Origin of the sequence: Paenibacillus sp. FSL K6-0108 (assembly GCF_045040695.1) — a bacterium.
In the GTDB taxonomy this organism is placed as follows: Bacteria; Bacillota; Bacilli; order Paenibacillales; family Paenibacillaceae; genus Paenibacillus; species Paenibacillus pabuli_B.
Window position 1 is genome coordinate 7271716 of sequence record NZ_CP150288.1, and the last position, 26623, is coordinate 7298338.

Annotated in this window: 23 protein-coding genes; 9 read left to right on the forward strand and 14 right to left on the reverse strand. The window is 46.4% G+C overall.

The window, feature by feature from the left end:
* Positions 1-11: 11 nt before the first annotated feature.
* Positions 12-650, reverse strand: a complete 639-nt coding sequence (locus MHB49_RS32905) for a TetR/AcrR family transcriptional regulator (protein ID WP_405154408.1) — start codon at positions 648-650, stop codon at positions 12-14.
* A gap of 199 nt (positions 651-849) precedes the next feature.
* Between MHB49_RS32905 and MHB49_RS32910 the strand changes: the two genes are divergently transcribed.
* Positions 850-1617, forward strand: coding sequence for an SDR family NAD(P)-dependent oxidoreductase (locus MHB49_RS32910; protein WP_405157297.1), 768 nt, complete (start codon positions 850-852; stop codon positions 1615-1617).
* Positions 1618-1756: 139 nt separating this feature from the next.
* On the opposite strand, the gene MHB49_RS32915 is transcribed toward MHB49_RS32910, so the two are convergent.
* From MHB49_RS32915 to MHB49_RS32925, 3 genes are all read right to left on the reverse strand, one after another.
* Positions 1757-2041, reverse strand: a complete 285-nt coding sequence (locus MHB49_RS32915) for a hypothetical protein (RefSeq protein ID WP_024629759.1) — start codon at positions 2039-2041, stop codon at positions 1757-1759.
* Between the two features lie 85 nt (positions 2042-2126).
* The gene (locus tag MHB49_RS32920) at positions 2127-3446 is read right to left on the reverse strand and encodes a sensor histidine kinase (RefSeq protein ID WP_405154409.1); all 1320 of its coding nucleotides are present in this window, start codon (positions 3444-3446) and stop codon (positions 2127-2129) included.
* Positions 3446-4123, reverse strand: coding sequence for a response regulator transcription factor (locus MHB49_RS32925; protein WP_247899894.1), 678 nt, complete (start codon positions 4121-4123; stop codon positions 3446-3448). Before MHB49_RS32925 ends, MHB49_RS32920 begins: the two co-directional genes overlap by 1 nt.
* A gap of 251 nt (positions 4124-4374) precedes the next feature.
* Here MHB49_RS32925 and MHB49_RS32930 point away from each other — a divergent pair, with 251 nt between their 5' ends.
* The 4 genes from MHB49_RS32930 (at position 4375) to MHB49_RS32945 (ending at position 10328) form a co-directional block, all read left to right on the forward strand.
* Positions 4375-5193 carry a polyphosphate polymerase domain-containing protein gene (locus tag MHB49_RS32930; protein ID WP_405154410.1) on the forward strand — a complete coding sequence of 273 codons (819 nt, stop codon included), beginning with the start codon at positions 4375-4377 and terminating at the stop codon, positions 5191-5193.
* The gene (locus MHB49_RS32935; RefSeq protein WP_405154411.1) at positions 5186-5869 is read left to right on the forward strand and encodes a DUF4956 domain-containing protein; all 684 of its coding nucleotides are present in this window, start codon (positions 5186-5188) and stop codon (positions 5867-5869) included. The genes MHB49_RS32930 and MHB49_RS32935 overlap by 8 nt, the downstream gene beginning before the upstream one ends.
* Positions 5870-5891: 22 nt before the next feature.
* The gene (locus MHB49_RS32940) at positions 5892-8153 is read left to right on the forward strand and encodes a carbohydrate-binding domain-containing protein (protein ID WP_405154412.1); all 2262 of its coding nucleotides are present in this window, start codon (positions 5892-5894) and stop codon (positions 8151-8153) included.
* Between the two features lie 327 nt (positions 8154-8480).
* Positions 8481-10328 carry a hypothetical protein gene (locus tag MHB49_RS32945; protein ID WP_405154413.1) on the forward strand — a complete coding sequence of 616 codons (1848 nt, stop codon included), beginning with the start codon at positions 8481-8483 and terminating at the stop codon, positions 10326-10328.
* An 89-nt stretch (positions 10329-10417) separates the two neighbouring features.
* Here the strand turns inward: MHB49_RS32945 and MHB49_RS32950 are convergent, their stop codons facing one another.
* Positions 10418-10996, reverse strand: coding sequence for a class I SAM-dependent methyltransferase (locus tag MHB49_RS32950; protein WP_405154414.1), 579 nt, complete (start codon positions 10994-10996; stop codon positions 10418-10420).
* A gap of 157 nt (positions 10997-11153) precedes the next feature.
* The gene (locus MHB49_RS32955) at positions 11154-11825 is read right to left on the reverse strand and encodes an FHA domain-containing protein (RefSeq protein ID WP_247899899.1); all 672 of its coding nucleotides are present in this window, start codon (positions 11823-11825) and stop codon (positions 11154-11156) included.
* 223 nt (positions 11826-12048) lie between these two features.
* Between MHB49_RS32955 and MHB49_RS32960 the strand changes: the two genes are divergently transcribed.
* Complete coding sequence (locus MHB49_RS32960) at positions 12049-12204, forward strand: hypothetical protein (protein ID WP_405154415.1); 156 nt, start codon at positions 12049-12051, stop codon at positions 12202-12204.
* A 160-nt stretch (positions 12205-12364) separates the two neighbouring features.
* On the opposite strand, the gene MHB49_RS32965 is transcribed toward MHB49_RS32960, so the two are convergent.
* Together MHB49_RS32965 and MHB49_RS32970 are read right to left on the reverse strand one after the other, a co-directional pair.
* Entirely contained in the window at positions 12365-14950 is a 2586-nt protein-coding gene (locus MHB49_RS32965; RefSeq protein WP_405154416.1) for a DUF2339 domain-containing protein, read from the reverse strand.
* A gap of 196 nt (positions 14951-15146) precedes the next feature.
* A complete protein-coding gene (locus tag MHB49_RS32970) occupies positions 15147-16181 on the reverse strand; it encodes an LCP family protein (protein ID WP_405154417.1) in 1035 nt (344 codons plus the stop codon).
* A gap of 110 nt (positions 16182-16291) precedes the next feature.
* Here MHB49_RS32970 and MHB49_RS32975 point away from each other — a divergent pair, with 110 nt between their 5' ends.
* The gene (locus MHB49_RS32975; protein ID WP_405154418.1) at positions 16292-17266 is read left to right on the forward strand and encodes an aldo/keto reductase; all 975 of its coding nucleotides are present in this window, start codon (positions 16292-16294) and stop codon (positions 17264-17266) included.
* A gap of 96 nt (positions 17267-17362) precedes the next feature.
* Here MHB49_RS32975 and MHB49_RS32980 read toward each other — a convergent pair whose 3' ends face one another.
* The 3 genes from MHB49_RS32980 to MHB49_RS32990 all read right to left on the reverse strand — a co-directional run bounded on the left by MHB49_RS32980 (position 17363) and on the right by MHB49_RS32990 (position 18992).
* Positions 17363-17758 (reverse strand): MarR family winged helix-turn-helix transcriptional regulator, encoded by a 396-nt coding sequence (locus tag MHB49_RS32980; protein WP_247899903.1) that lies wholly within the window; start codon positions 17756-17758, stop codon positions 17363-17365.
* Between the two features lie 164 nt (positions 17759-17922).
* Positions 17923-18600 carry a TIGR00266 family protein gene (locus MHB49_RS32985; protein ID WP_405154419.1) on the reverse strand — a complete coding sequence of 226 codons (678 nt, stop codon included), beginning with the start codon at positions 18598-18600 and terminating at the stop codon, positions 17923-17925.
* On the reverse strand, positions 18597-18992 hold the full coding sequence (locus MHB49_RS32990; RefSeq protein ID WP_247899905.1) for a helix-turn-helix domain-containing protein: 396 nt from the start codon (positions 18990-18992) through the stop codon (positions 18597-18599). Before MHB49_RS32990 ends, MHB49_RS32985 begins: the two co-directional genes overlap by 4 nt.
* A gap of 162 nt (positions 18993-19154) precedes the next feature.
* Between MHB49_RS32990 and MHB49_RS32995 the strand changes: the two genes are divergently transcribed.
* The gene (locus MHB49_RS32995; RefSeq protein WP_405154420.1) at positions 19155-20354 is read left to right on the forward strand and encodes an MFS transporter; all 1200 of its coding nucleotides are present in this window, start codon (positions 19155-19157) and stop codon (positions 20352-20354) included.
* Positions 20355-20556: 202 nt separating this feature from the next.
* A complete protein-coding gene (locus tag MHB49_RS33000) occupies positions 20557-21402 on the forward strand; it encodes an aldo/keto reductase (RefSeq protein WP_405154421.1) in 846 nt (281 codons plus the stop codon).
* A 56-nt stretch (positions 21403-21458) separates the two neighbouring features.
* Here MHB49_RS33000 and MHB49_RS33005 read toward each other — a convergent pair whose 3' ends face one another.
* The 3 genes from MHB49_RS33005 to MHB49_RS33015 form a co-directional block, all read right to left on the reverse strand.
* Positions 21459-22256: a hypothetical protein gene (locus MHB49_RS33005; protein ID WP_405154422.1), complete on the reverse strand. Its 798-nt coding sequence runs from the start codon at positions 22254-22256 to the stop codon at positions 21459-21461.
* 415 nt (positions 22257-22671) lie between these two features.
* Complete coding sequence (locus tag MHB49_RS33010) at positions 22672-24771, reverse strand: glycosyl hydrolase family 18 protein (protein WP_405154423.1); 2100 nt, start codon at positions 24769-24771, stop codon at positions 22672-22674.
* A complete protein-coding gene (locus MHB49_RS33015) occupies positions 24772-26343 on the reverse strand; it encodes a chitinase (protein ID WP_405154424.1) in 1572 nt (523 codons plus the stop codon).
* Positions 26344-26623: the final 280 nt, after the last annotated feature.

Consider the following 26623-nt stretch of genomic DNA (forward strand, 5'->3'; position numbering starts at 1 on the left):
ATCTTTCTTATCTAATCCAACATCATGCGTTCATGAATCGTCCGACCCTTCTGCCCTGGTTCAATCAGCAGACGGGTCGGTTTGATGTTAATTAGCGCTGTCAGCTGCTCCCCCATGTAATGCGCCGAATATTTAAACCCGATCTCGGCCCAGTGCATAATTACGCCGACCGTTGCTGAAACAAGATAACTCAGCATAATATCGTAATTAATGGTGTATTCGCTATCTTCAGTTACGAGAATGAAGTCTTCCGTTAAATAGGTGCGGAACATGTTACTTAACCGGGAAGCCATATCACTGTGCATCGTCATTAAGGCTCGAAAAATATCCTGATGAGCCTCGATATATTCAAATACAGGCATCGTTGATGGCAGTAATGCCGTCATATCCACTTCTTTTAACTCCGCGTAAGGTAATGCATAAGCTTGTCCCACTCCCTGCATGAAATCATCCAAAATGAATTGCAGCAGTTCTGGTTTGCCAGGGAAATGCAAATAAAATGTTCCCCGATTGTAATCCGCCCGCTCCGTAATGTCTCGAATCGTGACGGCTTCAGCTCCCTTTTCCAATATCAAAGAAACCGCTGCAGCAATGATGGCATCCTGCGTTCTTCGTGCTCTCCGATCCTGAGGGTGTTCGATAATCAACATTTTCGCCTCCTCTGTCCATTATTGTAACCTAAATGAACACCGCTTACATCTCTGTCCGATAGCTGACATATGCGCTGTCAATGATTATTGTCACACTTCTATGTATATCTTAACATTGAGATAGGAACGATAGACGACAGGTTGACTGTTTTTCATAGTTACCTGATCTAATTTTAATTTTAAAAGGAGCGAATACATGATGAGTACACCATATACCCAAACAGCCGTTATTACAGGAGCAGCCGGAGGCATCGGTAAAGAATTAGCACGTCGCCTGGCTGAACGCAAAATTAATCTGGTGCTGGTTGACCTGAACGAAGAAGCCATCCAGCAAACCATCACGGATCTGAAACTCGACAAGGAGCACGTCATTGCAGTGAAAGCAAACGTATCTCAGGAAGCCGACGTGAAAAACTATGTGCAGCAAGCACTTGATACGTTTGGTCGTATCGATTATTTTGCTAACAATGCCGGCATTGAAGGTCCAACCGGACTGATCGAGGATCTGAGCGTTGAAGCGCTCGACCTCGTATATAACGTCAATGTGCGCGGTGTATTCCTTGGTTTGCAGAACGTCATCCCTGTCATGAAAAAACAAAAATCGGGTGCGATTCTGAATACCTCTTCCCTTGCAGGTCTGATGGGTGCTCCAGCCGTATCACCATATATTATGTCCAAACATGCCGTTATCGGACTCACCCGCACAGCAGCGAATGAGCTTGCTCCTCATGGTATCCGGGTTAACGCGGTATTGCCGGGCACCATCAACACCCGCATGATGCGCCAAATCGAAGCAAACTCCGGCAACGTGGAAGATTATCAATCCGCTACCGTATCCGCAATTCCGATGGGACGATATGGTGAACCAGAAGAAGTCGCGGCGATCATGAACTTCCTGTTGTCCGAAGAAGCTTCGTATGTCACAGCTTCGCTTTATACTGTTGATGGCGGTATGATGGGTCAATAAGAAGAACAGGACTATCCCAACAGGGCTGGTGTTCAAAGAGTATTTCGAACGTGGAACTCAAAAAATGACCTCAAAATCCACAGTAACGTGGAGGCTGAGGTCATTTTTTTAAACGAATTCAAGGCAACATACCTTATACTTAATCCACGTAGCCCGCGAGACCCTTTTCCATCAAGTAGTCCATTTCGGCATCCAGAATGCCTTCTACGGTCAGTTCGTCCAGCTTTACATCTTTGCGGCTCAGAATGTAATCGGCCAGATCATCACCATCGATATCCACGTCGCCTTTGGCATTTTCATGCGCTTTGTTAATGTATGCCTGCTCATGCTTCAGGACTAGAGCGATATTCGCCTCGCTTGCCTTCGTTTTCTCTGCAATATATGCCTTCATTTCCTGCTCATTAATTGAGTTTGCTTCCGTCATGTTATAGTCAGCTCCTTGATTCATACATACTGTTGCCATTGTAGCATAGGTTAACCCACAACAGACATGCCTTATTCCTTTATCCCTAAGATAAACGAACGTAGAATGTTGCGCCTTCCCCTACCACACTGCGTGCGTATATCTCGCCTTTGTGCTGCTCCACGATCGACCTTGCAATCGCAAGCCCTAATCCATGTCCACCATGTTTGCGCGCTCTGGAGGCATCTGTGCGATAGAAACGATCAAAGATTCGGTCCAGATGCTCAGGCGCGATGCCTTCTCCCGTGTTGGAAACGGCCAGCACGACGTCATTGTTCTGTTTCTTGAGCGATACGTTCACCGAGCCTTTGGCTCTGGAGTATTTCACTGCATTATCGAGCAGGATGAGAATGACCTGCTTGATCTGTTCGCTGTTGCCATGGACCATGAGCTGCGGCTCAATGCTGTAGTCCAGGGATATATTTTTCTCAAAAATGACCGCTTCCATCGTCAAAATAATCGTTTCTACTGCATCGCTCATATTGAACTTGGCGTGAATCACCGAAGATCGTGCATCGTCAATTTGAGTCAGATATAACAGATCATTCGTTAGTCCCGACATACGTTCCGTCTCCGACTTGATGTAATGCAGCCATTTGGCCTGATTCTCAATCGTATCCTCCCGGTTCGCGAGCAGCACATCCGTGTTGGTATTGATGATGGCCAGCGGCGTTTTTAGCTCATGCGAAGCATCCGCTATGAACTGCTTCTGCTTCTCAAAGGCTTCCTTGACCGGGGTAATGGAACGATTGGCGAAATACCGACTCAGGAAGTAAATGACGATCAGCATGATCAAACCTACGATGGCAAATGTATAAATCAGATTCGTCAGGATGCCCTGTTGAGCCGTCACATCCATAAATACAATCATGTGCCCGGTACTGGTGGGGTCAACTACGTACGCCCAGTCCGTTCCATTCAGTGTAAACTGTCCGGTCTTCCGGTCCAGATCGTCAACCTTGTTCACCTTTTGCAAAGCTTCGGTATATAAGGTATCCTCCATATCAAACCGGGAGTGTGTATCCGTGATGTTCCATTCACTGTCCGTCTTAATCATGAATGATACGGATCGCCCAGGCGGCGAGTTCGGATCAATTCCCGGGGCTCCGTTTCCAGGTGAATCCGATGGGGGTGTTCCCGTTCCTGTTTCTGTACCTGTTCCTGCGTCTCCATTTCCTCCGCGCGGGATTTTGGAATTGCCATAGGGACTATGATAGAAGTCCGACACCTTGAACAGCTCCATATTGGTTTCCCGCTGTACATTCTGGTACGTAATGATGTAGATCGTGGCAAAAGCAACCAACATCATAATCGAGATGGACACCAGGTTCACGACCAGAAATCGGTTTCTGAGTTTCTTGAACATCAGACCGTCACCTCAAGTACGTACCCCACACCCCGAATTGTATTAATGCGGACCGCAGAGTTCAGGAAGGTCAATTTTTTGCGTAAAAACGAGATGTACACCTCCACATTGTTATACTCCACTTCCGAATCAAAGCCCCACAACTTCTCGATAATCTGCTCCTTGGATGTAATGGCCTGCTTGCGCGTGATTAGCAGCTCCAGCAGTTCATTTTCCTTCAGATTCAGCTTGATTTCCTTACCCTGCACACTCAGCTTCAGCTGCGTGGTGTTCAGTTCGATGTCACCAAATTTCAGTCCATCCTCCGGAACGACTTCCCCCTTCCTTCTCAGAGCTGCCCGAATCCGGGCAAGCAATTCCTCTGTAGCAAAGGGCTTCGCTATATAATCATCGGCTCCGTAATCCAACCCGGTCACTTTATCTGAGATTTCTCCTTTGGCTGTAAGCAGAATGACAGGTGTATGATTGCCTTCGCTCCGCAGTTTCTTCAATACGGTAATTCCGTCCATTTCCGGCATCATGATGTCCAGCAGCAGCAGATCATAGATTCCGCTCAGGGCGTAATCCAGTCCCGACCTCCCGTCATGCACCATATCCACGGAGTAATTGTTTTTCTTTAATATTTGAGACACGGCTTCAGCCAAATGAACCTCATCTTCCGCAATAAGTATTCTCATCGGTTCTTCATTCCTCTGCATGAATTGATTTCGAACTTTTTCAATCTATTATACCAACGATTGTAGCAGCCGAACCTTGAATCAATCTTAATTCATTATTTTTGAAGAACTATTAAAGGAAGGTAAAAAAAGATCAACGGAATGTAAAATCATTTAAGATTCATTCAAGGTTGGCGCTCTAAGATACAGACATGGAAGCAATACACGATGAAACAAAACATACAAAACATGGATGAAAGGACTGAACCCCAATGGCAATTGAAGTATTCAACCGATATGAGAGCAAGTATCTCCTGACTGATGAGCAATACAACAACTTCTACACCGACCTGCTGAAATATATGGAGCTGGATGCTTATAACAAGAAACACGAGTTTTACTCCATCAGCAATCTGTATTTCGATACTCCACAGGATTCCCTGATCCGCGCCAGTCTCTCCAAACCGAAATATAAGGAGAAGCTGAGACTGCGGGCATACGGAGTTCCCGAAGAGAATGCCAAGGTATATCTGGAGATCAAAAAGAAAGTATTTGGCCTGGTGAACAAACGAAGAACTGCCCTGAGGCTGGATGAAGCTTATGAATTCGTTCAGACAGGCAAGGCTCCTGATCTCGCCGATTACATGAACAAGCAGGTTGTCGAAGAGATCAAGTATTTCCTCCGGCTGTACGATCTGGGGCCAAAAGTATACCTGGCATATGAACGCAAGGCTTTGTTCGACAAGAACAGCCGCGATCTCCGGATTACCTTTGATACCAACATCCGCAGTCGCCGATATGATCTGAAGCTGGAGCAAGGAGATTACGGTGAACCACTGGTGAAAGATGGACGCTGGCTGATGGAAGTCAAAGCCGAGAAAACCGTCCCGATGTGGCTCTCCCAGCTGTTATCCGAACATGGTCTCTACCGCACCGGATTCTCGAAATACGGCAATGAGTACAAACACCTGGCCAGAACAACCAACCTGAACTATCAGACTGAACGAGAATTACTGCCGGGTACCGATTTCAACCCATCCATAGAACAAGAAAAAACAATCACAGAAAGAGAGCGTGTAGTATATGCTTGATTCCATTTTCAGCTCAGCTTTAACAGACACCACCCTAACTTTTAGTAATGCAATTCTAACGATCGGACTTGCCATCATCATGGGGGTCATCATCAGCCTGACGTACATGAAGACAAATCAAAGCACTTATTCCCAAAGCTTTACACTAACTATGGTCGTCTTGCCAGTCATCGTAGCCATCATCATTCTTCTGATCGGCAGCAACATTGCCCGTGCATTCAGCCTCGCGGGTGCCTTCTCCATCATCCGATTCAGAAGTGCGCCTGGTGACCCGAAAGACATTGCTTATGTTCTGTTCACCATGGCTTCCGGTCTTGCCTGCGGTGTAGGCGCATTCGGTTATGCTGTAATGTTCACCATTATCCTGTGTGTACTAATGTTTGTTCTGAGCCGCTTCAACTTCGGAGGGAAGAAAGCCCAGCAAAAAACACTGAAAGTAACCATTCCGGAAAACTTGAGCTACGAAGAAGCACTGAACGAAGTGTTCCATAAATTTAACGTACCTTTTGATCTCAAAAAAATCAGAACAACCGAGCTTGGCAGTCTGTACGAGCTGGTATACAACGTTACTATTCATGAAAATGTCAATCAAAAGGAATTTCTCGATATGATCCGCACCCGAAACGGTAACCTGGATATCTCATTAACCATGAGTCCCACAACCACTGAATATTAAAATTTGAAGGGAACGATAACATATGAAAAAGAAAATCATAACTGGCAGCAAATTGTGGTCCATCGCGATGATTACGGCAATGGTGACAGCTTGCAGCGCTCCGGCAGCAACCAGCAGTACTGCAAACGCAGCAGTGTCAACGACAGGGACAACCAAAACCGTATCCGTCAGTGAACAAACCTCGGTGAAGTATGCCGATCTGGTCACGATGGATGCAGACGATACCAATGTGAGCTGGAGTGCTACCGACTCCACAACAATCGAGCTGAACGGAACAACTGCTTCCATCACAGGATCGGGTGCAAAAGCGGCCAATGGATCGGTAACCATCTCCGCAGCGGGTACCTATGTACTTAGCGGCAAGCTCACCGACGGACAGATTGTGGTCAATGTCGCAGATAAGGGCACCGTACATCTCGTATTAAACGGGGCAACCATCAATGACAACGACAGTGCAGCGATCTATATCCAGAAAGCGGGCAAAGCCATCATTACGCTGGAAGAAGGAACGGAGAATGCTGTCTCGGATGGCAAGACATACGTATACGCCGACGATACAACGGATGAGCCGGATGCAGCCATCTTCAGCAAGGCAGACCTGACGTTCAATGGTACAGGCAAGCTGACGGTTACAGGCAACTACAATGAAGGTATTACGAGTAAAGATGACCTGAAAATCGTAAGCGGCACGATCAACGTCAAATCCGCCGATGACGGCATCAAAGGTAAGGACATGGTGGCGATTCAAGCCGGTACCATTACCATTGATTCAGAAGGTGACGGCATCAAATCTACAAACGATACGGATGCGACCAAAGGCTTTGTGGCCATTGCTGGAGGGACATTCAACATCCAGAGCGGCAGCGACGGCATTCAAGCGGAAACTGCATTGGTTACGGATGGCGGCACATTTAACATCGTAACCGGAGGCGGCAGTGCCAATGCACCGGAAAAAGTAGAAGAAGGACCATTTGGCGGCGGTGGCGGCGGATGGGGTGGTGGTACACCTCCAACCGATATGGGCACACCACCGGACGGAGAACCACCTGCTGATATGTCGAGCAATAATGGAACGAATGCAACAGGTGCAGCACCATCTGGCTCGACCAATGCTCAAGCACCTATTGACTCCAATGCAGATGCAGACACAAGCACAACAACTACCGAAGAAGAAACGACGAGTGCCAAAGCACTTAAAGCCGGAGTTGACCTCACCGTCAATGGCGGTACGTATACGATTGATTCCATGGATGATTCCCTGCACAGCAACAACAATGTGACCGTTAATGATGGCAAGTTCAGCATTGAATCCGGGGATGACGGTATTCATGCAGATCAGGCGCTTACGATTAACGGCGGAACAATCACCATTGCCAAGAGCTATGAAGGTCTTGAAGGAGCAATTATTACCCTGAACGACGGGGATATTGATGTGACTGCATCGGACGATGGCGTGAATGCTTCGGGTGAAATCACTGCAGCGGATGAAGAAACGGATGCTACGACGACTACAGATGACAGCACGCAAGCAGAGGACACCAATGCTGCTTCCAACACGGAACAATCCAATCAAAACACGGACGCGAATAGCAATAGTCGTTCACAAGGCGGCGCTCCAGGTGGAATGATGGGTGAATCCGCCAGCAACAGTGAGCTTCATATCAATGGTGGTTCACTCACCGTCAATGCTGGCGGCGATGGACTGGATTCAAATGGCTCCATCTACATGACTGACGGTACCGTCATTGTGAACGGCCCAACAGATAATGGTAACGGTCCATTGGACTATGACGGTAACTTCGAGATGAGCGGTGGATTTCTTGTCGCAGCTGGCAGCTCCGGCATGGCTCAGGCAACATCAGAGGCATCGACTCAAAATACGATTGCCATGACGTTCCCTGAAACGCAAAAAGCAGGAACACTGGTACATGTTGAAGATAGTGAAGGTAACAGCATCCTGACCTTTGCTCCAGCAAAAGATTATCAAAATGTGGTTGTCAGCTCCCCGGATCTGAAAAAAGACGGTTCTTATGTGATCTACTCCGGCGGAACATCGACTGGCACAGCAGTGGATGGACTCTATACAGACGGAACGTATAGTGGCGGAACCAAAGTGGTTGCCTTCCAATCCACGAGCAATGTGACTTGGGTCAATGAATCTGGTGTAACAACTGCCAACTCGGGCATGGGTGGTCCAGGCGGAGGCCGTGGCCAAGGCGGATTCGGCGGTGGAAGAAACAGAACGCAATCCGGTACATCGGGTACAACCGACACCAATCAATAATCATCACAAAAAATAAGGAATATTATTTTATATTCAGTATGAATACAGCTACTAAAAAATCCACATATGGGGTGTATGAGAAAACCCCCTATGTGGATTTTTTGTTTTAAAACTAGAAAACAAAACAACTGATTCGAAAATTATGGTAAAATAAAGTGGTGTAATTGACCATATAAAAAATTAAGGGACCAGATCCATCCTGCTTTCTCTAAAAAGAAAACCGCAGAATATTTCAAGTCCCGTGTCTAGTTTGGCTATATACTTTTATTATATGCTATTTTTTCAAAAAAGCAACACCCAAATAAAAAAATAAATAGGAGTGTATGTATGTACAAAATTAGCTCCATACAAGGTAATAACCCCACACTCTTGTCTCATCAGGCTTATTTCATACATAGGTGGGGAGAACTATTTGAGAAAAGTCATCTCCATTATAGAAAATTATCTTATCCTTGTGTACGTGCAGTTCTAAAAGAATCTGTTCAAGTTATCGAGAATTATAAAACAGAAGTTTTATACGAGCACAATGTATTTGAAATTTTCACTGAGGTTATTACAACTTTAAAAAGAAATAAAGTATTTGAGGATCAATTTAAAGAAGACTGGAGCCTTGTTATAAGCAGATTGGAACTGTTCTTAACTGAGAAAGAGACTTTCCTTCAACATATAAATCGAATGGAAAAACATCGTAAATTAGAACTCCCACTTACTCTAATTAAAGGCTTATTAAATAAACTTGAGAACATAGACATACCTAAATTATATGTAGATTTATTATCTAAAGAATTGTCCAAGTCCACACTTTCTTTTGAGCAAATCGATAATTACTTAGAGTTGCTGATGAGTGAACTTATATTTGAAGGCCATCACAAGCAGTACTTGTATAGGTGGGGTCAAGGCGTACTTGTTAGTGATGGAGAAAGTAGCTTTCTGAAAAAATTAGAACGTATATCTGAATTAGGTATAAAAAACAAAAGGAATTTCGAATGTTTTATACCTCTTCGATTGCCAGATGGATACGATAGTCTAATCGGGACCGACGGACCATTAACTTTTTTCAGTGATCCTGATCGCGCAAGGCTGACAATAGACGATGCATACGATGTGCCTCAAGTCCATGACGCTCCTGTAATCGAATTCTTTAAAAAGGATACTCATATTGCTCGCATAAAGTTAGCTGCAACAGATGATGTTGCAGCAATAAATACAGCCAGAGAAGAACTTAGTTCTATAACAAGGCTTTTTACACTTGAAAATCGTCACAAACTATATAATCCTGGAAACTTCACTCAAGCTTTAGTATTTGATCTTAGCACTAAAAAAATAAACACAGATCCTATTATAGAAGTTTCCCAATATGGGTTACAGGTAACTCGAAGCGATACGTATATTAAAATTAACATGAGTTCAAAACTAACTGGAAAATATAAAGGACTAGATCAGCTATTACAATGGTGTCGTGTGATTCAGGATTCACCCAAAGAAACCGGTTTAGTAGCTATGTGGAGTTTAATGGAGTATCTATTCATAACAGAACCAACCAATAAAAGAAAAGGTATCATTGAGTATGCTACCCCATATTTATCACAGTTTTATTTGAAGAGCCTTGTATACAGGTGCAGGGAACTTATAAAGCAAAATCAGACTGGAAATGAAATCTTAAAAGACGTAGTTCAAGAGAGGCTTGGAATTGAATCAATTGATAAAAAAAACAAAGAAATAAAGCTTCATTACCTACTTCAGTTTATTGCAGAACATAAGAACGAAGCTATGTCAGCGTTTACCGGAGACTCTTTGAGCCAACGATACATTGGACTCCTTAACAAGTATATGCAGTTAAGAGGTAAGAAAATCTGGTTCTATGAATATTTAAATGAATTCGAAAAACAAATTGAAAGTGATTTATCTCGTGCCTATAGATTGCGGAATATTTTAACACACCAAGCATACGTGGATAAAATCTTTTTCGAGGAAATTTATGAGAGGCTTTCTTTTTACTTAAAGCTAATTTTGGATGACATGTTGTACTCAATGTCATTACAGCCAGACAATTCATTACATCAACTGGTAAAAATCAAAAAGGAAAGCTACGAAGATTATAAAAAATTAATTACTGGTATAGATAAAGTTACATCATACAAAGACTTGCTAAAAACAAAATCTTTACTCATATAGGAAAGCTCGTCCTCTTTCAGGGTAAGTGGTGGTATTTAAAAAGATGAAACTTACTAATAAGAATCATCTTTTTAAATATACCACTCTAATCAGAACACATATACATACACCTTAGTACGCAGCGTATCCCGGCATGTGATTGTCCGCAGCGGTATCTTTCCTGGCAATGCAAAACAGACACTAATTACCTTCGCTCCCGGTGGCAGCTCCCAGCTGAATTTGTCCACGAGCCGATTCATCGCTCCAGGGAATAGATAACAGATGACGCAATCTGCGTGTTCATATGAACTGGTATAGATGCTGCCGCGGATAAATCGCAGCCGTCCCTCCAGAGGATTGCGCTTTCCCGTCGCTCGCCCAAAGCGGACATTTAGATAAGCTATCAGTTGAGAGGCCCATAAGGGCACGATTGAATTTTCAATACCCGTGAGCCGTTTGCCTGGGCAATGTCTCACTACGTCCAGTGCGAGCGTTCCCCATCCGGAGCCCGCTTCAATAACGTCACCGTAACCGGGAATGCGGTTGACCTCCTGAATGACCGTCTGCCTGACGATGCGGGATGTGGGCATCGGTGAGATTCCATTTTTCCAACTGACCAGCACGATGGAAACGACGGATATAAGTGTCACCACAGCAATCAGCCATGGGATAAACTGAAAGATGAACATAACCTCAACCCTTTGGAGTTTAATTAAGAGGCGGCATTTGACCTTCATCATAACAAAAGAAGCTTCCCCAGGTCCAAAAAAACACTGGCAAAAGCTCCCCTTCTCTTCTTCTGATTCAGTGTCTATCACAGTCTACCCCGCTGCTCATTCCACCTGCTCAATCCGGCACATGGGACTTCATGTATACCCCTTTTTTGTACACCGACTTGATTGTAAAATGAACCCCCAGCTTGCGATTCGTCCGGTAGATCAGCGAGTTAATCTCATCAATGCCAACCGGCTCATTCTCCAGCATGCCTCGCTCCGGCCACACTTGGCCAACAATCTGCTCCCGGGTCACGAAGTGGTCCAATTGGCTGTGCAGCAGTTTGAACAGCTGGTACTCCTTCTTAGATAGTGGAATCTCCACTTCGCCAATCTGCACGGTTTGCAGGTGATCCTGCAAACGCACGCCCTCGCCCAGCAGGTCCGATATCCGATATTCTCTCGTTTCTTCGAGATCTCCTTCTACGCGAAGGTGAATCAAGCCGTTGACCAGCGTCAGGCTGTCTCCTTCGGCAAACGGGTATTTCTCATATGGAACGAGGCGCTGCCCGTTCAATTCTGTTCCGTTTTTGCTATCCAGATCCTCAATCCACAGCTGATACTGGGCATCATAATGAATGCGGCAGTGCCGCTTTGATATCAACTGATTGTAGACAGACAAGTCCAGTTCATCTCCACCCGTATAACGCCCCACGGTAATAGAGCGCCCCTGGCTGACATAAGCGAACGAACCGTCACTTTCCTGCCCTGGTGTACGAATGACGATTTTTGCCGTCTCCCGCATAGTATTCTCCCACCTTCAACATATCACTCTATCTCTATGAGCGCATTCGTCATAAATAATGATAAATTCATCAGATTTGTTCCATTGTTTGCATTCATAACAATTTATATAGTGTATACAGGCATCGTTATATGCTTTTTTCTACTATACCAGACGTTGTGCCTTTTTTCTCATAACGGTCGTATGCATGCCTAAGCCCAATCAACAAGAGAGGTCCCTCATCATGAACAAAAAAAACATTTTCGTATATGTGCTGCTCGCCTTCACCCTGTCCATTACATTGACGGTGCTCTCCCGGATCAATGATGATTCCGGACAATCACTAAAAGGTGCGCCCACAACCGAAACGTCATGGCTGCAACTGAGCACTCAGCCGTAAGTATACTCTATTATAACGCGATCAACATAAAAAACGTTTCACGAATGTCATCTTATGCCAGGTCAGACCATGCTGGATGAGGATTAAATCATCCTTTTCTTAAACATAAAAGGCCCCTGTTCGCTCGAAAAACAGCGCCCAGGAGCCTCATTTCGTTACTTTATAGTTCTGAACCGCCCTTCGGCCCATTCAATGAGTCAAGCTGTTCGGCCTCTCTGGCCTGTATTTCCTCCATCCGGCTCGACACCTTCTGATACAGATAGGAAATGCCAAGCAGCAGTACGCCGAAGCTGAAATAGGCAATGATCTTGCTGCCCGATGTAAGCAATCCCACGTCATAAAACACCATTTTCCCGGTAGAAAACAACGTCAGGCCAAGCCCGAGGCGCCGAATCATGACATATTTTCTCCGAAATCCATAGGCAATGTACAGGATGGCAAGCAGCAGATAGATCAGGCTGAACAGCAGTCCTACATCTCCCCATTGAAACTGGATTGTCAGGAACACGGTGATGATCCCCAGCAGATATACGCCTGCGATAACGGGATACCACTCAATGCTCTTGAACTGCCTGCGGATTGCCGCAATCAGCAGATCCCTCCCGGCAAAGAACACGCCCACATTAAAGATGATCAAGACGAGCAAACCTACGATTTCAGCCGCGGTATGCTGCTGAACATCCGGCTGAAGTGCCGGCATGCAAAGCGTTACCGCCAGTGCGATACAACACCCCACCACATGCAGGAAGACGATATAAACCTGCACGATCCGATCACGCAGCAGCTTCACCTTGCCCAATCCGTAGGCCATGGTAATGGTCAGCGCAGCGAACATCAGCCATTTGTAGAACAGGTATAACAGGAATGAGTCATCGACGGCTTTCATATACAGTTCATTCGATTCATACAACACATATATCCACAGATTGGCGAGTGTGACATACTTGAATGCATTCAGGAAACCAATCTCTGTCAGGCTATAATGGTATTTCTCTCCAGACAGGGAGCCGTTGCGACCCATGGCGTAATAGAGTGTAATAAGCAGCGCCCCCAGCGTGATGCAAGAGTATTTTAGCATGAAATAAGATTGCTCCCCCATAATGAACAGCACCAGCACATCATAGTACACAAAGGTGAACATGCACAGCAGCACGATTCCCCATCCGGCACGCTCCACCAGCTTGAACCGCTTCAGATGTCCGAGCGTAACCAGCAGAACCCCTTCAATCAACCAGCCCATGGACAGCCACTTTGCTCCAAATTGGAACGGTATAATCAGAATGGCAAAGGTCAGGGAAGTGACGTAGAACAATAGAAGGGTCTGCTTTTCCTGAGGCATTCTCTGCTGGACAAACCGAGCTAGCCCGAAATAGACCAGAGCGAAAATCAGTGCAAGCAAACCTTGTGCGTCATTCCATCCCGCTGCATCGAACAATACATATAACATCAGGCAGCTGATGCTCGTATTCATGGCGAGCAATGCAAAGTCCCACCACGTTAACTTCACCCGATGTTTGAAGGGATACGCCAGTGTAATGCCGAGATATAATGCAAATGTCACGATGGAATACACCATGCCAATCTTCTCGCTTGGCGAGAGCCACAACAGGATAAGCATGGACGGTGTGTTGAACAGAAAACTGATATAATGCACAATCGGCCACCGTTTGCCAAATGAAATCCACACAATAATCCCGTTTAAGAGCAACAGATAGATCATGGCAACATACACAGCCGAACCTTGAAGGCCGAAATAGGCCATGTAAGAGATTAACGGCAGATACCCTCCAACCAAACCAAGTGAGCAGATGGTCCTGGACTGATACCTCAACGAGAGCAGCACGGATAACGCCGAAACCAGAACCGACAAGGCAAGTCCCGTATATAACCCAATAATATGCAATAAAAAGTAGCTGTAGAAAATGGAACCAAACAGAACGGATATCCCGCCGCCCAGCAGTCCCATCGCGAACGTCTGCCTTTTACGCCGGAAAAGCCATTCTCCCCCGGCAAGCATGAACGCGCCAAGCAGGAAGAACGCTCCACCCTTCATCTCATCGTTAAACCAGGTCGCGTAGGAGTAGCGAAACGCCGCGCCAACGCCAAGAATAATGAGCAGGATGGCGACCTTATTGATCCAACTTAGGCCAATCTTCATCTCCATTCGGTTCTGACGAATACGCCGCTGAATAGTCTCTTCGTTTAAGCCTTCCTCTGCCATATGCTCGTACCCCTGCTGCATCTGACCGCGTAGTACCTCTTCCCTTTCCCACAGGGTCTGCCTATGCACCTCAATTCGCTCCTGGACCTCAGCAGCCAGATGAGCAATTCTCTCCTTGATCTCATTGGCATCTTCCTGAAGCTCCTCTGAAGCCCTGTTGAATATGGCATTCAAGTTCACTTTGGCACGATGTTCATGCGCCGCCAGCCGATCATTATGTACACTCGTCTTTCCCCGAAAATAGGTCTCCATCTTCTCTTGGGATACACGAATGAGATTCAATTTCTCATCCAGCATCTGTTCGGACAGAGCCATGCGAAGACGGGCATTCTCTTCCTCCATCTTGCGGGTGCGCACTTCAAGCTGCTGCAGCTTGCGTTGATGCGCTTCATATTGCGCTCGCAGCTGTTCATTCTGCACAATCAGATCATCGGATTGATACTCCTGAAGCAGCGCATTATATTCCTTTACCAGCTGCTTCTGCTGCTCCTGTACCTGGTGAAGCCGATCCTTGAACTCTCTCATGAGCTTCCTCCATTGGTTGTTGTTGATTTGATTACCTGTATTTTACTATATGTATGCCATAAAATGGGGTTAAAAGAATAGCTAACACAAAAAGCCCGGGAAGCATTAAGCTTCTCCGAGCTCTCCGGTCAAGTATATAGTGACTCTGCATACGGGCATAACTTACGGTAACCTTATGGTTTCTGTAATCCGATATTTACGCCGGATCTTTCGTATCCACCGTCTCTGGCTCCATAATTTCGGTGGCATCCGGGTCCAGCCAGTTAGCAAGTAGGGTTCGCACATATTGCAGATCACTCTCTGACAAGTCATAGTACCATGTTCCGCTGCGCGTTGCGCCCTCACCCTTTAGCATGTAATTGCTGATTGTAGGCGTGCTGTCTTTCATATATAGGGACTCGGCAAATTTCACGATGAAATCCGAGTTCATGTTGGTTGTAAAATTCGACCCGGCGATCTGAATCACATCCGGGATCTTGGTCAGATTTTTGACCTCAAGCGCACGATTCATGAAGGCACTCAGGAATAGACGGTGACGCATCGTCCGATTGAAATCGGAATCTTCCCGGTAACGCACATAACCCAGTGCTTCTTCGCCGCTGTAGATCGGTTTGTTCGCTTCAACAAACAGCTTCTCATGCGCTTTCATCTTGTTCTCAATATTTTTCTTGATCGGCAATTCAACACCGCCAACCGCATCAACAATATCCTTGAGTCCGTTAAAATTAATCGCGGCATAGAAATCGACTTTGTTTTGCAACAGATGCTCCACAGTATCCATCGCCATTTTGGCTTCACCATGCGCATAGGCTGAATTAATCTTCGATTTCACATCCCGGCCGACAATTTCGGTATAGGAGTCACGTGGAATCGAGAGCAGCAGCACTTTATTCTCTTCCGGACGCACAACCGAATAGATCATGGTATCCGAACGGCTTGGTTCGTTATCCCGTTGGTCTATCCCCAGCAACAACAGCGAGAATGGATCGGTATGTTCGACAACGGGTGCTTCCTTATCGCCAACCGGCTTGAAAGATTCATCGAGCGTTTCCTTTACGGTATCCGAAGCAAACAAGTTAAACGCAAACACGACGAGTTGCTTTTGATAGATAAATCCAAGTCCTGCCAACAAAACAAGCACGCTCAGGCTAATGATTAAAGGTTTTTTCCATCTCTTCTTCGGCTTCTTTGGCTTCCGTCGGGTTAAATGTGCGGCACTGTTCTCCATCATATCTCCTTTAATAACGGTCTTAGAATCATTTAACTATATTAATAACACGTTTTCAATAGATTACGTTATAATCTGCTATACAGGAAATGACACAGAAGGAGCGATGAACGATGGAATATCGACGTTTGGGGAACAGTGGTCTGCGTGTATCGGCGCTCGGACTGGGTACCAATGCATTCGGCAAACGGGCGGACGACCCGACTTCTATTCGTATTATTCATGCCGCACTGGATCACGACATCAATTTTATCGACACAGCCAACATCTACGCAGGAACGGAATCGGAACGAATTATTGGACAAGCCTTGAGGGGCAGACGTGAAAACGCTGTGCTTGCTACCAAAGCCGGACTTCCCCGGCATGAGGGTCCCCATGGGCGCGGTTCCTCCCGCTACCATTTGCAGCAAGAGCTTGAACATAGCCTGCGGCGTCTGCAAACGGACTATGTGGATCTGTATCAGATCCACACCTTTGATCCGCACACACCGCTGGATGAGACGCTGCGCACATTGGACGATATGGTCACTTCCGGCAAAGTTCGCTATATCGGAGCTTCCAACTATGCAGCCTGGGAGCTAATGAAAGCTCTGGGTATCAGCGAACTAAAAGGATATGTACGTTATATCTCGACCCAAACCAGCTACTCTCTGGCTGATCGCACGCCTGAGCTTGAACTCGTACCGATGTGTCTCGATCAGGGCGTCGGCATCATCCCGTATTTCCCGCTGGCTGGTGGCATTCTGACAGGCAAATACAATGGTCAAGCAGGCATACCTTCGGGTTCCAGAGCGGATACTGATCCCGCCTTCAACCGATTCCTGCTTGAGCATAATATTAACTTAGGCGAACAAGTGAGCCAGAAAGCAGCCGAATTCGGCTGCTCCCCAAGTGTACTTTCACTCGCCTGGCTGCTGGCACGACCTGCCGTTTCAACGGTTATTGTTGGAGCAACGAGCAGCGAACAGCTGGAGCATAATCTGGCTAGCCTGGACATAAGATTGGGCGATGACATGACCGCCGAGCTCGATCAGCTTAGCGAGTCATTTCGCCATGGTAAACCATTTGCGACTTATCGATTGGATTGAAACAACAGAAAAAAACCTCCCGGCTTAAAGTCAGGGAGGTACAACTCCACTACATACTGTAGTCTATAAAAGCATAGCAAAATCTCTTTCTATGAATTAAACATCTGTTTTATGGCGGATAAATTCCTGCATAATTTCCATGTATTCGTCCTTGCGATCACTTAAAATATCAAAGAACACCTTGTCTGCTGCTTCAACAAGATGAATACCTTCAAGGGCCAAGCGAGTTCCTTCCGGCGTTGTTGTAATAACATTCGCACGGGTATCGGTAAGATGACGCTTCCGAGTTATCAACTCTCTCTTTTCAAGAGCACGGAGGACTTGAGAAGTCACGTTAACATCCACATTGGCAAATTGCGCAAGCTGGACCTGGGTTATTCCCTTACCCTCGGTATCGCGTTCATTGAGCCACACACAGGCATGCAATAATACAAATTGGGGTTGTGTTAATTCCAGAGGCTCGAGTACCCTGCGTATTTCCTTTTGCCACATCGTAGTGACCTGCCATAGCAGATACCCCGGACTTTCCTGAGCATTTTTATACCGTGAGCTTTCCATTTCATACCTCCATCATTACACCTTAAGCTTCTTCCTATCTAAAATAACGCTTGTCAGAGCGCATGCGTTTCAACGTTATACATTTGCATCGGAAAACATTAGCGTGAAGGAATAAATTGCTTCATCCATTGGCCAAATCCATGCGGATTACGACTCTGGATCAAAACTGTTCCTTCACCCCGGAATCGGCATACCAATCCTTCTCCGCTAGTCACGCTGGATAACCAGCCTTGTGAGGCTTTCTCAATGCGATAATCCATATAGTTGGGCCATGCGACCAAGTGGGCATTATCCACAATTACTTCTTCACCCGCAACCAGATTGATCGCATGAATTGCCCCATAGGAAGACAGGAACACGGTTCCGCGCCCACTGATCTCTATAATAAAGAAACCCTCTCCCGAGAAGAGACCTTTCTTCAAGTTTTGCATTTTGGTATTCACCTGGATGCCTTCCGTTCCGGCCAGAAATCCATCTTTTTGTACGAAGAGCGAATAGGAACCATCCAATTCAACTGCCTCTACATCTCCCATGCTGGAGGGTGACAACAGAATTTCCGCGGAGCCCCCTGCGGCCGTCAATTCCTGAAAAAAGAACTTCTCGCCGCTCAGCATCCTTCCGATCCCGCCAAACATGCCGCCTTCAGCAGATCCCTTCAAGTCAACGGTTGGTGTCATGGATACCATGGCCCCGCTTTCTGCCTTGAAACGCTCACCCCGTTGCAGCTGCACCTTCAACATCGCAAATGCACCATCGTATAGAATTTCATAGTTCATGGCTTCATCAGCTCCTTTTTGTCCGTGTCAAAATCGTTTAGCCCATTATCCTCCAACACTGACGCTTTGTCTCCATATTCCTTAATAATATGCTGATCCCCCCAATTGCAGAGGGCATTCAGAATCGGCTCCAAACTTCGGCCATATTCACTCAATTCATACTCCACCTTGGGAGGTACCTGATTGTATACAATGCGGTTCACGATCCCGTCATCTTCAAGCTCCCTCAGCTGCTGTGTTAACATTTTCTGCGTAATTGCGGGCATAATACGCTTGAGATCACTGGTCCGTTTCTTCCCATGTGTCAGATGGCAGAGGATAACGCATTTCCACTTGCCACCGATGACTTCAAGAGTCGCTTCAACGGAAATATTATATTTCTTTCTAATCATGCTGCATGTCCTCCCTGGAATTCTTTTTTGAAAAGCAATTGCTATATAGGCACTAAAAAGTACGTAGGGTACTAAAAAGTACGTACTATTCATTTTATGTCGAATAACTCATAATAGCATTTGCCGGTACGTAAATCTACATTCTGGGGAGTTGAACAAGACATGTTCCATGATTCAAAACGCAGTACCTGGGCACTGCTGGCGCTGGCAATCAGTGCGTTTGCCATCGGCACTACTGAATTTATCAGCGTTGGTCTGCTGCCTCTTATTGCAGATGACCTGGGCATTTCCGTAACGACAGCGGGACTGACCGTTACTTTATATGCATTAGGCGTAACCTTCGGGGCACCAATTCTGACCTCATTGACGTCAACGGTGTCACGCAAGACGCTGCTGCTTGCTATTATGGTTGTTTTTATCGCCGGTAACACCATGGCGGCGCTCTCGAGTGGAATTACCATGCTGCTCATTGCGCGAATTGTCTCCGCTCTGGCACATGGCGTATTTATGTCCATTGGTTCCACCATTGCGGCAGACCTGGTTCCTGCAAACCGCCGGGCGAGCGCCATTGCCATCATGTTCTCTGGCCTGACCATTGCTACAGTAACTGGTGTGCCTCTGGGTACACTCATCGGACAAAACTGGGGCTGGCGCGCAGCTTTCATTCTGATCGTTGTCGTAGGTGTTGTGGCCTTCATCGGCAACATGCTGCTGGTGCCATCCACGTTGCAGCGCGGAACGCGAACTGCATTCCGCGAACAACTGAAGCTGGTGACAGGCGGACGGCTGCTGCTGGCCTTTGCCATTACCGCTGTAGGATATGGGGGAACATTTGTCGTGTTCACTTACCTGTCCCCACTATTGCATGATATCAGCGGATATTCCGAGCAAACGGTCGCGGGAATTCTGCTGCTGTACGGGATTGCCATCGCCATCGGTAATATTATCGGAGGGAAAGCCGCCAACCGTAATCCGCTCCGGGCACTCTTCTATATGTTTATCATTCAGACCGTCGTTCTGGGCATACTGTATTTCACCGTTCCATTTAAGCTGGCAGCGTTACTCACTATACTCGGCATGGGCCTGCTTGCCTTCATGAATGTGCCAGGGCTTCAGATGTACGTCGTGACGCTCGCAGAACGATATGCTCCACAGGCCAAAGACGTCGCCTCTGCCTTTAACATCGCAGCCTTTAACGCGGGTATCGCCATTGGTGCATATTTGGGCGGTGTTATTACTGATTCCATCGGTCTGATTCATACCACATGGGTTGGTGCAATTATGGTTCTGGCTGCCGTTCTTCTGACTGGTTGGGCAAGAGCGCTTGATCGTAAAGATCCCTACTCTCCATCAGAGACGTAAGACAGGTTCAGTCAGAACATCAGGCTAAACATGCATCTTTCTAGTGTTGAAGCTACAACTCGGAACCGGTTTCCCCTTTATTATAAATCTAGTATAATACGTTAATTCGAATTTAATCTACTATGACTTAATGAAGGACATTAGGACTTATCGTGTTACATCAGTACTACCATTTTGATTCATATGATGAGGAGGACTTCACATGACAGCACAACATTTACAATCTACAGTAGCTTTAAATAACGGCGTTCATATGCCTTGGTTCGGACTTGGCGTATTTCAGGTAGAAGAAGGATCTGAATTAATCGAGGCCGTCAAACAAGCGATTGCTCACGGTTACCGCAGCATTGATACAGCCGCTATCTATGGCAACGAATCCGGTGTAGGGCAAGCCATTGCAGAGGCATTGAGAGAGAATAACCTGAAACGCGAGGAGCTGTTCATTACCTCCAAAGTGTGGAACGCAGACCTTGGATACGAGGAAACTCTTGCTGCCTTTGATGTCACGCTGAACAAACTGGGACTGGAATATCTGGACCTGTATCTGATTCACTGGCCAAAAGCGGGCAAATATAAAGCCGCATGGAAAGCGATGGAGCAGCTGTACAAAGCAGGCCGCATTAAAGCCATTGGCGTCAGCAACTTCCAGATCCATCACCTTGAAGATCTGATGCAGGATGCAGAAGTGAAGCCTGCGATTAACCAGGTGGAGTACCACCCTCGTCTGACTCAAGCTCCGCTTAAAGCATTTTGTGAGAAAAACGGAATTCAATTGGAAGCTTGGTCCCCACTGATGCAGGGGCAGCTTCTGGACAACCCGGTCCTTACCGAGATTGCCACTGCAAAAGGTAAATCGGTAGCACAAATCATCCTGCGCTGGGACTTGCAGAACGGTGTCATCACCATTCCGAAATCCACCAAGGAGAAACGTATCATCGAGAACTCTTCCATCTTCGACTTTGAATTGTCCAATGATGAGATGGAGCGCATTAGCGCCCTGAACGAAGATGTTCGCGTTGGACCTGATCCCGACAACTTTGATTTCTAATTGAAGATTCCTTATTTGTCCGAGTATAATATACAGGTAAAAGCCTCCAACTCTCGTTATGTACGAAAGTTGGAGGCTTTTTGATGTAGATTCACATTGAAGAAGGACACTCCTACACCTTCTTTTGCAATCTCGATTTTAGAAGGTTCAAATTTCCCATTAACAAATACATATCTAACGATTGCATCCCCTAAATAATGACCTGCTGAAATCTGAATTGGTAACTCCGCAATAAGCTGATTATCCTTTAAACTAAATCTCAATATATTCTGAACCGTCGGTTGTTCAAACCAATCGTTTGAATCGCTCTCATTGAATTCAGACGAATACTCCTGTTTATCAAGGGAAACTGTATACTTTCGCACCTCTTTAACTGTTTCTAAATCAACTTTAATATTGCTTAGAACGAATTCTTTCGGATCCGAAACCGATATTTCTGTAAAGTCTGATTTAAGCACATGCACTTCCGAATCATGTACTCCAGTCCCTGTGCCTTTGGTCAGAACAATGACAATTTCATCTTCTCCATCTGCATCTAAATCAATGACCGATATTTGAGGATAGAAGGAAGGGTTCTTTACATTGATCCAATTGAATGTTTTCGTTTCTCCATTTATTACGACATCTAATGACGAAAACATGTCTTTTTGTGCTTTATCCTGAACACCATAAATAGCTATCTTCTGATCTGAGGTCTCGGATAGTAGTGAATTGGGAGTCGATGTTGCTGGTGGTGTAGCATTTAATCCAGAAGCGGCTTCATATGTATTTGCAGGACTTGAAGTCTGATTATTCGCCCCACATCCACATAACAAAATAGCTCCCACCATTGTGACAATACTGATTTTTTTCAAAAGGTGTATCCTCCATTTTATGACAAAATATCATGAAAAAACTTTTCTACTTTTACATATTCCCCCAACATTATACCAATACATTTATCCAAAAAGTTTAAAAAATGTATTTCTTTGTTGAACATTGCGTAACTTTTTATTTGGCCGGACAACTTTGATTTCTAATTGAAGATTCCCGAAATGATGTCAGAGTAAAATTTCAATAAATAAGCAGGGTAAGCCTATTTTTGGAGCCTGCTGTGACATACCATAGCCAAAAACCACCGGATCAAGAGCCGGTGGTTTTTGGTCTTCCCTTTTCTTATTGCCTTCTGTTTAGCGCCAAGAAACAATCCATGTGGCATATTCTCTTTCCACTAACTAAGCTCGCCAGCAGTGCACGTTTCAATTAAAAATGTTGAATTTCAATTTTTAACTATTGCAGCTGCCACAATGCAGGCACATTGGATGGTTCCCAACCTGCCAAGGAAGTGTGGGACTGCAAGCATTTATACGTCTTGCCGTTATATGTGACCAGCTGTCCCGCAGTATAAGCTGTGTTGGCCTGCCAAGCGGAAACGCCGGGATTCGTCGTTCCTGCCGAAGTCTTCACGCTCACCGCGTTGCTCGCTGCAGACACATTGCCTGCCGCATCCTTTGCTTTTACCGTAAATGTATACGCGGTATCCGCAGCAAGCCCGCTGATCGTTGCCGTCGTACCAGTTACTGTTGTTGCCAGTGTTGTTCCGTTGTACACGTCATAACCCGTTACACCCACATTGTCAGTAGATGCCGTCCAACTCAACGTGATGCTGGATGTCGTTTGCGCGGTAGATACGAGGTTCGTTGGTGCAGTTGGCGCTTGCGTATCTCCTCCCGGTTGAGCCGTAGTGCTTACGGTTACAGCATTACTGGCCGCAGACAGATTACCTGCTGCATCTTTAGCTTTTACCGTGAAGGTATATGAAGTCCCCGCTGTAAGTCCGCTGATCGTTGCTGTCGTTCCGGTGACGGATGTCGCAAGAGTGGTACCATTATAGACGTTATAACCGGTAACCCCTACATTATCCGTTGAAGCGTTCCATGCCAGCGTCACCGAATTGGCCGTCACGCCTGTCGAACGGGCATTTCCAGGTACGCTTGGTGCTGTCGTATCTGCTGGAGGCACTGTACCTCCAGTAGGCAGATCGGCTTTCAGTTTATTTTGGAGTGTTTTGTTACGGTCGCCGCTGAGCTCCCAGAACATCGCTCCGCCAAGTCCTTTGCTCTTGATATAAGCCGTTTTATATCCAACGGACTCTGCATCGTCATAACTGATAAAGCGTTTGTTGGACGCATTATAGAGATATGGCACTTTGGCAGTGTCATTCCAGTAACGCGTGTATCCGTTTTTGTTGATGTAATTGGCTTCCAGATCGTAGAAGTCAAAGGAGCCTGCTTCCCATGTTCCAACAGAAGAACCACCTGTGCACGTTTGATACTGGCCGTTTCCTGCCTGTGCACATCCATCCCAGCCACGGCCATAGAATGGAACACCAAGCACGAGTTTAGCGGCCGGTACGCCTGCATCCAGATGCCCTTGTGCTCCGGCTGCCACATTAAATGTATTGGCATCTGGCACGCCAGCGGCTGAAGCCGCAGGATCATAGTTCAATGGCGCATTATGTGCGCTGATCTTTTGCCAAGCCCCGTTAAAATCGTATGTCATAATGTTAATCCAGTCGACGATGGCAGCAATTTTGGCAAGCTCCGTATTGGCAGCATAAGTCGCAGATGCACCGCTGGCAATCGTAAGCAGATACTTCTTGCCATCCACTGCTCCTGCTGCATCCAGCTTTTCACGGATTTTGCTTAGGAGAAGGGTATAGTTTTGCTTATCTTCAGGACGTTTGCTGTTACCATCAAGTCCGCCTGATACCGGGTACTCCCAGTCCAGATCCACTCCATCAAAATTGTACTTCCGCAGGAAATCGACGGCGGAATTCGCAAAGACCTCTCGGGTTGCAGCCGTGGCGGCTACATCAGAGAAACGGTTGGACCACGTCCATCCTCCGACGGAGATAATAGTCTTCAGGTTAGGATTGGTTAGTTTCAGCTTGTTAAGCTGATTGATATTGCCTGCGATGGGCTGATCCCACGTATCGCCTGCAAATGTCTTGCCGGTATCGATCCATGGATCGCCGAGCACAATCGTACCATTCGGTACATTGATTGTTTGGCTTTTTTCATTCTGGCAGGTCCAGGTTACAGGATTGGGACCCGAGGGGTCCGGATTTCCATGAATGCCATTCCAGCAAATATCAGCAAAAGCATAGTTGATATGTGTCACTTTGGTCGGGTCGATGTCAGCTACATTATAGTTTCTGCCGTACGCAGCCCAGGACGGATAGTAACCAACGATTTTATAAGAATCTGCTGCTTCGGCCGTGGCAGGTTGGAGCGCAAAAGAAGGAACGATGACGGATAAGAGCAGGGACAGACCAAGGAAAAACTTTGCCGTCTTCTTAAAAGCAGTGTGTTTATTTAAATGGATCATTTAATACACAACCTCCTCTGTCTTTTGCGTGCTAAGTCCATTCAGGAATGGACGATGTGCGTTCGAGAACTGGTTATTTGTATACGCGTCCCAGTTGATTGACCAGGTCATAATGCCCTTGAGACCGGCATAGCCCGCAGGCTGGCGCAAGGTATAAGAACCGCCGTATGATACTCCTTTGATCAGATAGTTCAATGCCTTCTGCAGCTCGGCTGGTGCCGTATAGCCGCCTCCAGCAGCCTGCTGGGAAGCTGGTACGCCAATTGCGATCTGGTCCGGGCGGAGAGGACTAAAGAATGGACCCGAGCTTCCGCCTACGTTAAACCCTTGAAGCAGCATTTCGGCCATCGCGACATGGAAATCGGCTGTCCCTTGAGCGTAAGAGCGGCCGTCCAATCCGACCATCGAACCGGTGTTATAGTGCTGCACATGCAGCAAGGTCAGGTCATTGCGCAAGGCATGAATCACTGGAAGATACGCCCCCCAAGGACCCCCATAGTTCAGATATCCACCCTGTACATAAGCCGTTTCCGGTGCAGCCGTCAGGACAAAATTGGCACCGAAGTGTGATTTAAGCGCTTTCACGCCGTTAATCAGGTTAACAATCTTCGGCGTCGTTGGACTACGGAAGTCGCTATCCCCCGCATTTAAAGACAGGGAGCTTCCTTCCAGATCGATGTCGAGGCCATCAAATCCATAAGTCGAAATAATAGATTTTAGGGAATCCTCGAACTGTTGTCTCTTGGTCGCATCCGTGAGCTCTATCGTGCCATTGGCTCCTCCCATGGAAATTAGCACCTTTTTCCCTTGACTCTGGAGGTATGCAATGTCCGACTTGAACTCTTCTACCGTAGCGTTATACGGAGTAAAAGCGAGTGTTCCACTGCCGGGTGAAATCGGCTCAGCAAAGGAGACATTAATAACGTCATAGGCTGTTGACACGTTGCGCAGTTTAATATTGGTAGAGCCATTGTCAAAGTTGTGCCAGTAGCCGATCAGCCATTTGCTGCCGCTTGGCCCAGGATTCGAAGATCCAGTGGAAGTTGTAACGCTGAGAGGGGTACTTGCAGCGGACAGATTGCCTGCCGCATCTTTTGCTTTAACTGTAAACACATATGTGGTGCCGGCTGTCAGTCCTGTTACTACAGCCGTAGTTGTTGAAGTGTTCGCCGCGAGAGTACCGTTCCGGTACACTTCATATCCGGTTACGCCCACATTGTCCGTGGATGCGTTCCAGGTAAGATTGACCGATGTATTCGTGACGGAGGATGAGGTTAGACCTGATGGAACGGAAGGTGGTGTCGTATCCGGAGTTGGATTGCCCCCTCCAGTACCCTCTCCAACGTATTTCCATAATGCGGGCACATTTGAGGGCTCCCATCCGGTCAAAGCTGTATGGGGCTGAATACACTCATAATCTTTATTTAAATAGGTGACTAGATCTCCTTTTTTGTAGGCGGTACCTGCCTGCCACTGGGCAGCGGCGTCTGCTCTTGGTGCAAACCACGTAATAATCAAAAGAAATGCCAAAGCGAATGTGATGACTGGGCGGAATCGAATAGCTTGATTCAAGCAAAATCCCTCCTGTACTAAGGTTATGTTCACCTTGCAAACAATGCTTCACTGGTGCACTTACATGTGATCCGCGATCTTAGAGCTTATAAAGCCGTCTGGCGATGAGTGCCGCTTCACTCCCTTCCCTTATCAAAATGGACCTTCCCTCTCGTTTTCTCTTTTTGCAGACATCATCCAAATTTTACAGGGAATTTACAGATCCTCACCCTGTATTTAATCAGTAAAACGCAATTGAGATAAGGGATAAATTATTTCTATGGGGGGCGAAAAATGTAAT